Origin of the sequence: Flavobacterium sp. (assembly GCF_049590715.1) — a bacterium.
Lineage (GTDB): Bacteria > Bacteroidota > Bacteroidia > Flavobacteriales > Flavobacteriaceae > Flavobacterium.
In genome coordinates, this window is the sequence record NZ_JBAWDL010000264.1 from 1 (window position 1) to 8858 (window position 8858).

The following is an 8858-nucleotide window of genomic DNA, read 5'->3' on the forward strand; positions in this document are numbered from 1 at the left end:
ATCTCAATCGCTTGTCAGTAAATCAATGAACGTAATCGTTGTTGCGGGTGCAAAAGTAGTTAGGTTCTTCCGTTAAACAATACCTTTTCATAACTTTATTTTAACCTTTTTCTCAACTCACTGGAAATCTGAACTTTCTTTTTTATGATTTTTATGGTTTGTAGGAATTTAGAGGTGTTGAAACGCGCAGAACCCTAAGGAATCACTAACATCACAAAGGTTTTAAACACAGATTACGCAGACCAGCACAGATTGAAGAGTTTAGAAAAAGCTATTTTATAAAGATTCTCGGAGGAAACACCGAGACAAACAAAGGTCTTATCTGTTATAACGATTTCTTGAACTCATACACTATAATATAGATACGCTTTCTTACTCTTATATATAGTAATAAACATTCTTAATTAACTGAATCTTCCTGATAACACCTCTACCCTGAGCCCTGATAGTAGTAGAAATTCTTGTGGGGGCTGGCGTTTTGCCTCCACAAAAGTACTTGACTGTAACTTTATCTTTATTAAGAGCTCAGTGAACTTCGTTTGAAACGGATAGCAGGATTAGCTCCTGAAAAAAAATTACACCTAGTATATATGGATTCATACCACCAATAAAGAGGATACTGAAAGGGAAATTAAATAGTATAATTAATTAGGTAATAATTTTGACTTGCATGCTTTTTAACTGCTCTAAATAATCTCGAGAATTGGATAATCTTGGGATTTTGTGTTGTCCGCCTAGTTTGTCACGGTCTTTGAGCCAATCATAAAACAAATTAGGTCGCGCTACATTAATGACAAGTGGGTTTAACGTCATATTATTATGACGCTTTGCTTCGTAATCAGAATTGATAGACTGTAGGGTTCCGTCAAGTACCTTTTGAAATAGCACCATGTCACGAGGAACAATTTTAAACTCAATCATCCATTCGTGAGCGCCTTTTTCTTTGTCTTTCATAAAAACAGGAGCTACAGTGTAATCAATGATTTCCGTTTGTGTTATTTTGCATGCTTCAGCAATAGCCTTATCTGTATTTTCTATCATTAATTCTTCACCAAAAACATTGATATGATGTTTGGTTCTGCCTGTAACTCTAATTCGGTATGGATTGAGTGATGTAAAACGTACGGTATCACCTATCAAATAACGCCACAAACCAGAATTTGTCGTGATAACAATAGCGTAGTTTTTATCTAACTCCACATCGGATAAGCGAATTGCTTTTTGGTTTTCAGTACCAAAAACCGCCATAGGAATAAATTCATAAAAAATACCATAATCTAGCATAAGTAACAAATCTTCAGAATAATTCAAATCCTGAATCGCAAAAAAGCCTTCGGAGGCATTGTATATTTCGTAATATTTAAAATCACTTTTAGGCAATAGGTTTTTATATTGATCACGATAGGGTTCAAAACTTACACCACCGTGAAAATACACTTCGAGGTTAGGCCAAAGCTCCAATAAATTACCTTTGCCTGTTTCTTCAAGCATTTTATTCATCAAAACCAACATCCAGGAAGGAACACCAGCAAAACTGGTAACATTTTCTTTTTTGGTTTCATTAATAATAGCCTCAATTTTTGATTCCCAATGGCTCATTAATGAAATTTTATTATTTGGAGTACTACTGAATTCCGCCCAAATAGGCATGTTTTCAATCAATATTGCCGATAAATCTCCAAAATAACTATTATTATCTTCGTGTATCTGAGAACTCCCTCCTAGCCTAAGGCTTTTTCCTAAAAACATTTCTGAGTTTTCATTATTATTCAAATACATACACAATAAATCTTTGCTCCCTTTATAATGACAATCTTCAAGCGCTTCATTACTAACAGGAATAAATTTACTTTTAGCATTAGTAGTACCACTGGATTTTGCAAACCATTTTACAGGTGTATTCCAAAATAAATTTTGCTCTCCTTTACGAGTACGTTCTATCATAGATTGAATTTCTTCATAACTAGTAATAGGTACACGGCTACAAAACGTTCTATAAGAAAGAATAGAATCAAATTCATGTTGCTTACCAAGACTTGTATATTTAGCTGATTGAATCAAATTCATAAGTAATTCTTCCTGAACCTCATTAGGGTATTTCAAGAAAAGTTCTATTTGATGGATTCGTTGTTTAAGAACCCAAGAAGCAAATGAATTGATGAGAGTTAGTGGCATTTTGTAATTGTAATTATGAATTATGCATTTTGAATGATAACTTTACCAAAAATAACAAAAAATGTTAAACATCAAACATTAAACGAATGCAATACGAAGGAGTGCTCACAAAAATGCAAACAGAATTTGGGAATCCAATACAGTATTATTTGGTTTTTGAGGATAGTTTCCTGAATGTGAATCAGATGGTTGGTAAAGAACTGACTATTGATTTTATAGGTTATCAATGTCTTAATTGTCAAAAAAAGAAAAAGATTTACCGACAAGGTTTTTGTTATGACTGTTTTTATTCTAGTGCCGCTGTGGGCGATTGGATTATGCGACCTGAATTAAGCACTGCCCATCTAGGTATTGCCGATAGAGATTTAGAATATGAACAAAAAGTACAACTACAACCCCATATTGTTTATTTAGCGTTCTCAAGCGAAGTCAAAGTGGGCGTAACTCGTAAAACACAAGTACCAACACGCTGGATCGATCAAGGTGCTAATGAAGCGATTACAATTGTAGAAGTCCCTAATCGATATCTAGCAGGAATCACAGAGGTTGCCCTCAAAAATCATTATGCTGATAAAACCAATTGGCGAAAAATGTTAACTAATGATATTGAACATGTAGATCTTATCACAGAACGATTAAAACTGGAAGCTTTAATTCCAGACGAAGTTCGTGAATACTTTATCTTGGATAAAAATGATTTGTACCAAATGGATTATCCAGTAATAGATTATCCAACAAAAGTTAAAAGTCTGAACCTAGATAAAACGCCTTCTTTTCAAGGAAAACTAATGGGCGTAAAAGGGCAGTACCTCATTTTTGAAGACAATACCGTTTTTAATATTCGAGGTTCTGAAGGGTATATTGTTCGAGTTACGATATAAAAAAACAAAGCCTAAAAGAAAAAAAGGCTCCAATTATAAAAGGGAGCCTTAATTTTTCCATTTAAACACTTTTTGGGATAGTGTCACTAACTAATTATTTTTAATTCATAGAAGTAATGACAAATTCACTGCGTCTATTAGCTTGATGTTCTTCTTCAGTACATTCTACTCCATCAGTACATTGATTCACTAATCGAGATTCTCCATATCCTTTGGCAGTCAATCGAGATTGATTAATTCCGTTTTGGATTAACCAATTTTTAGTCGATTCGGCTCTGTTTTCAGATAATTTATTATTGTAGGCTTCTGTTTGTCGGCTGTCCGTATGGGAACGGATATCAATTTTTATTGTTGGGTTTTGAAGCATTACATCTAAAATTTTTGATAGTTCCAAAGCGGCATCAGAACGAATATTGTATTTATTTAAATCAAAATAAATAATTTTTATTCCAAAGGCTTTCGCCAAATCATCTCCAATTGTTACTTTTTTAAGCGTTTTTTCAAGTGTAATAGGAACTACAGTCCTGCCAGAATTATCGATGACCGTTACAGGAACTTCTTCTACATTATAAGCTGCTTTTTCAGTTTTGATATAGTATTTAGAATTGCAATCTATTTGTCCAAAATCAAATTCCCCTTCTTTGTTTGTGATTACCGTTTTAATTAATTTATAATTACTGTCTGAAAGACTTACTTTTGAATCCACAATAGGTTCTCCAGTTTCTAAATCGGTAACAAATCCAATTAAAAATTGTTCACATGGATATTGAATTGGTTTAGTTTCTTTTATTTTATAAATGTCATCACTCCCCATACCACCTTCTCTATTTGAGGTAACATATCCCATTTTAGACTTTGTATCTATTATCAATCCAAAATCATCATTAGGACTATTTAATGGTTCACCCACGTTCAATACAGTTTTAAATGTTCCGTCTTGTTTTGCTTTGGATACAAAAACATCTAATCCACCTAAACCAGGATGACCATCTGAAGCGAAATACAATTCATTTTTATCAGTAATAAATGGAAAGGTTTCTTTTCCTTCGGTATTAATACCTTTTCCTAAATTTTCAGGAGTACTATACGTTCCATCATTATTAATCGTCACTTTGAAAATATCTGATTGGCCAAAAGTTCCAGGCATATCAGAAGCAAAATAAAGTGTTTTTTCATCAAAACTTAAGGCAGGATGAGCTACACTATAATTATCACTATTAAAAGGGAGTTCTACAGGATCAATCCAAGAATCATCTTTTAAAGTAGCTTTATAAATTTTTAATAAAGTAGTTTCATTAGTGTCTTTACCTCTTTTACCATTGTTGTAATTGTTACGAGTGAAATAAACAGTATTTCCATCTTTAGTAAAAACTGGTGTAGACTCATGAAATTTAGTATTCAGTTTTTTTGAAAGATGTTTTGCTGAATTAAGAGTTCCATCAGAGTTTACATCTGACTCATAGAGGTTTGTAAACCATTCTCCTGTCCATGGATCCACTCGTTTGATGAAATTTCCTGAATCTCTAGCAGTAGTAAATACAATTTTATTTTTATAATAAGCCGTGCCGTAATCAGAGTATTTAGAGTTGATTCCTGCATTCTCAATTATATATCTCCCAGAGTTTTTCTTGATAATTGACAGATAGTTTTTTTGACTAGCAGCTAATTTTGCTCTCAAATCATTTCCATTTTCTTTATTAAAAATGGCCATCATTTCGTCAGCTTTTTTATACTCTTTAATTGATTTTAGGGATTGAGCATATCGATAGTAACATTCAGGAGTCACAATAGGATCTAAGTCAAAGAGTTCTTTGTATCGTTTTGCAGCATTTTCTAAATCACCATTAAAATAATAAGCATTAGCTAATTTCAATAATATGTCTTTTGACTTATATCCTTTATCATACATACGCTCATAAGTTTTTATGGCATCTATATAAGCAAACCGATCATATTCTTTATCAGCTTTGGTTTCAGTAGGACTATTTTGTGCGGTTAGCTGTATTGTAATCAAACTCAATAACAATACGATTATGTAATTCTTTTTCATACGCTGTTTTTTAGAAAAATCTTGGTGTTATTATTTTCTTTTGGATTTTAAACAAGTCAAATCGCAAAAATATTTCATGAGAGCCTGAATTGTAATAGGACAATTTTGTGGTTTCAAAATCATAACTGTAACCTATAAAAAGCCCTTGACTTAATTGAATTCCTGCCATGGCAGTTGCTGCAGCATCCCATCTCCAAGCAAGTCCAAGGGTTAATTTGTCTTGCAATAAAACATTGGCAGATAAATCCACTTGTAAAGGTGCGCCTGAAACAACCTTACTCAAAAAGGCAGGTTTCAATTTGACACTAGGACTTAATTCAAATACGTATCCCCCAATTAAATAATAATGTAAGCGTTCATTTACTGCGGCGGAAGTATTGTCATCAAAATGTTTTACTTCAAGGAAGTTAGGAATCGAAAATCCTACATACATTTTATCCGTATGGTAATATACTCCTGCACCAAAATTGGGAGAGAAAACATTGTCTACATTGTTTTGAAATTTAGGGTCACTTAAGTCGTATCTGTTTAATTTAGTGTAATCTATATTTAATAAATCAGCAGTTGCTTTGATGCCAAAAGACAATTTTCCGTTTTCAGAAGTTGGAATGGTATAGGACATATCAGCAGAAATACTATTTTGATCTGACGCTCCTATTCTATCGTTTACAAATGATAGACCAATTCCGATTCTAGAATTTTCAATAGGAGTATTAATCGAAACAGCATTTGTTACAGGTGCTCCGTCTAAACCTACCCACTGTGTTCTATGTAAACCAAAAATGCTAGTGACTCCACGGCTCCCAGCGTAAGCAGGGTTAATATTAATTGTATTATACATATAATGTGTGTACTGTGCATCTTGCTGAGCAAAACCTGACACCATTACTAACAATAGAAGAATTATGATTGAATTTGTTTTCATACTATTTTTTTTTAAATTATTCTAATAGAGGCTTTTATTAAATCAACTAATTTTTATTAGTTGATTAACTGTATGTAGCCTGATTTATTAAATCCAGTATTATTCTTATCTACATATTTAATAATGTAAAAGTATGCTCCACTTGGCAATCCTTTTGATTGGTTTATAGTAACCCTTCCGTCTGATTTTCCACGGAATGCTTTTGTGTTATTGTCATATCCTTCAACATCAAAGACTTTAACACCCCATCGGTCATAAATTTGAACCGAATTATTTGGATAACAGTCAATACCTTGAATTCTGAAAAGGCTATTAAAACTATCTCCATCAGGAGATACGGCATTAAACACTTCGAGATTACAGCCCGTAATAGGTATTGTTGTTGGGTCATTTTCTAACGGACTTGTGTCATCTGATAAGTCTTGTACGACTACACCTAAAGGACTTGTGCCAAAAACTTTTGATTGATTGGTAACAGACCCTCGAATAATATCCTCTTGAGTAATATGATATGTTGCTGAGAAGGTCGTATAATCTGTTGCTCCTATTGGAAGACTTATGAAGCCATCTGCGACATCGTGACCTAGAGTAATGTCTTCAATCCATACAGTACTAAGAGGGACATTCCCTAGATTCATTACGGTATAAGTATAATTAATTGTTTCATTTTTTTGAGCCTGTCCATCTCCATTAGTGTCACCAAATACTCCTGTCATCATCAATGCAATTTTAGGGGATTGTGGTAGTGGCGTTATGGTACAGGTAAGGCATGAAGGATCCACTGGACAACCCACACAGATGGTAGTAGCAGTTGATGTTTCGGTAATTGGATCCCCATTGGAACCAATGGCATCAACTTGTGCTGAATTATAAACATATCCTTTATCTATATCATCTTGAGTTATCAAGTATTCAGCAGTGAAGGCTGTACTATTTGAATCGTTAACTCCTAAATATGCAATCATTGCACCTTGAACAGTAACTTTAGCATCAGTAACCATTAGATTTGTCAAGCCTATATTTCCAATATTTCCAACTTCAAAAGAATAGATTATTTTATCATCCACACTTGTAATGCCATCTAGGTTTGTATCTTGCCATACTCCATTTTTAGTTAAACTTACGGCAGGGACTTGTATTAAAAATTGAGTTATAGTCGCTGTACCAACACCTGTACTCGAAATACTACTAACATCATTACTTAAAGGGTCTTTACCCACTGCAACAGAATAATCAACTATCCTTCCGTTATCTAAATCTAATTGTTTAATTGAATAATCACCTGTTACTGAATTGTTGGTTTCGCCAGGAGCAAGAGAGGTTATAATATTATTAGGGATATTAATGCCTGCTAATGCAGAGGTTATGCTGATATTACTAATTGTTGTGTTACCAGTATTGGATATGGCAAAAGTAAATTTGACTGGCCCTCCAACTTCAACTGCTCCCAGAATTGTAGCGGTTTCGACTAGTGTAATACTAGAGATTACTGGTAAAGACGTTATGGTACTGTTATCATTGTCTACTGCTGTTCCAGAAGTGTCTTGAATATTCACTCCTTGAGGATCTTGTCCTATAGCAGTAGCTGTATTGCTTACAAGACCTGCATCAATATCCGCTTGAGTTACGGTGTACTCTTGAGTTATTTCGCCCACTTTTGTTGGTGCTAAACTAGGTGGCACAATCGCTAAATTAGTAATTCCTAGTTTAGGGTCGTTAATGATAATATTATCAATCGTTACGTTCCCTGTATTTGTTACTGTAAAAGTATAGGTGATTTTATCATTTACTTTTGCCTTGGTAGCATCACCATTGTAAACAGCTGTTTTTACAAAAGCGAGTGTTCCTGTTTGTGGCAAATTAGTTACTGTACTATCATTATTGTCAACCGTTGTCCCCGAAGTATCTTCAACATCTTTATTTTGTGGGTCTTTCCCTGTGGCAATAGCTGTGTTGACCACCTTACCTGCGTCAATATCAGCTTGAGTAATTGCATATTCTTGGGTGATTTCACCACTTTCTGTTGGTGCTAAAGTCGATGGGACAATTGCCAAATTTGTAACTCCTAGTTTAATGTCATTAACTACAATGTCTTTGACAGTTAGGTTTCCAGTATTAATGACCTTAAATGTATAAGTAATTTTGTCATTTACTTTTGCTTTAGTTACATCACCACCGTAGACTCCTGTTTTTACAAAAGCGAGCGTTCCAGATTGGGGTAGATTAGTTATTGTACTATCATCATTATCAACTGCAGTACCTGATTTATCCTCCACATCATTTCCAAGTAAATCTTGCCCTTTAGCAACAGCCGTATTAACAACCGTACCTGCATCGATGTCTGCTTGTGTAATTGTGTACTCTTGCGTTACCTCTCCAGTTCCAGCGGGAGCTAAACTAAATGGGATAAGAGGTAAGCTTGCTAAACCTAATACAGGGTCATTAATAAAAATATTAGTCACTATTAAGTTCCCCGTATTAGTCACTTTAAAAGTATACGTGATTTTGTCGCCTACTTTTGCTTTAGAAATACTACCATTATAAACTCCTGTTTTTACAAAAGCTAATTTTCCTGATCTAGGTAAATTAGTTATTGTACTGATGTCATTATCAATTGCTGTACCTGAAGTATCTTGGATGTCAAGATTTTGAGGGTCTTTTCCTGAAGCAATGGCGGTATTTGTTACAACACCTAAATCAATATCAGCTTGTGTAATTGCATAATCTTGAGTAATTACTCCAACTTCAAGCGGAGCTAATGTACTAGGAATAATCGCTAAATTATTTTGCCCTAGTTTGGCGTCATTGATGGCAATATTTTTTACGG

At 34.0% G+C, this 8858-nt stretch carries 5 protein-coding genes; 1 reads left to right on the forward strand and 4 read right to left on the reverse strand.

The genetic code is table 11. The features are described from left to right. Positions 1-648: 648 nt before the first annotated feature. Entirely contained in the window at positions 649-2175 is a 1527-nt protein-coding gene (locus WBQ70_RS11935) for a GH3 auxin-responsive promoter family protein (protein ID WP_423914488.1), read from the reverse strand. 86 nt (positions 2176-2261) lie between these two features. Here WBQ70_RS11935 and WBQ70_RS11940 point away from each other — a divergent pair, with 86 nt between their 5' ends. Continuing rightward, complete coding sequence (locus WBQ70_RS11940) at positions 2262-3056, forward strand: DUF2797 domain-containing protein (protein ID WP_423914490.1); 795 nt, start codon at positions 2262-2264, stop codon at positions 3054-3056. A 100-nt stretch (positions 3057-3156) separates the two neighbouring features. On the opposite strand, the gene WBQ70_RS11945 is transcribed toward WBQ70_RS11940, so the two are convergent. From WBQ70_RS11945 to WBQ70_RS11955, 3 genes are all read right to left on the reverse strand, one after another. Beyond that, entirely contained in the window at positions 3157-5106 is a 1950-nt protein-coding gene (locus tag WBQ70_RS11945; protein WP_423914492.1) for an OmpA family protein, read from the reverse strand. A gap of 10 nt (positions 5107-5116) precedes the next feature. Then, a complete protein-coding gene (locus WBQ70_RS11950) occupies positions 5117-6031 on the reverse strand; it encodes a PorP/SprF family type IX secretion system membrane protein (protein WP_423914495.1) in 915 nt (304 codons plus the stop codon). A gap of 56 nt (positions 6032-6087) precedes the next feature. After that, the coding region (locus WBQ70_RS11955; protein WP_423914497.1) for a DUF7507 domain-containing protein at positions 6088-8858 on the reverse strand (2771 nt) is incomplete at its 5' end.

Coding starts and splice junctions, on each gene's coding strand:
- WBQ70_RS11935 (WP_423914488.1), bottom strand. CDS start 2,175: ATGCCACTAACTCTCATCAATTCATTTGCTTCTTGGGTTCTTAAACAA.
- WBQ70_RS11940 (WP_423914490.1), top strand. CDS start 2,262: ATGCAATACGAAGGAGTGCTCACAAAAATGCAAACAGAATTTGGGAAT.
- WBQ70_RS11945 (WP_423914492.1), bottom strand. CDS start 5,106: ATGAAAAAGAATTACATAATCGTATTGTTATTGAGTTTGATTACAATA.
- WBQ70_RS11950 (WP_423914495.1), bottom strand. CDS start 6,031: ATGAAAACAAATTCAATCATAATTCTTCTATTGTTAGTAATGGTGTCA.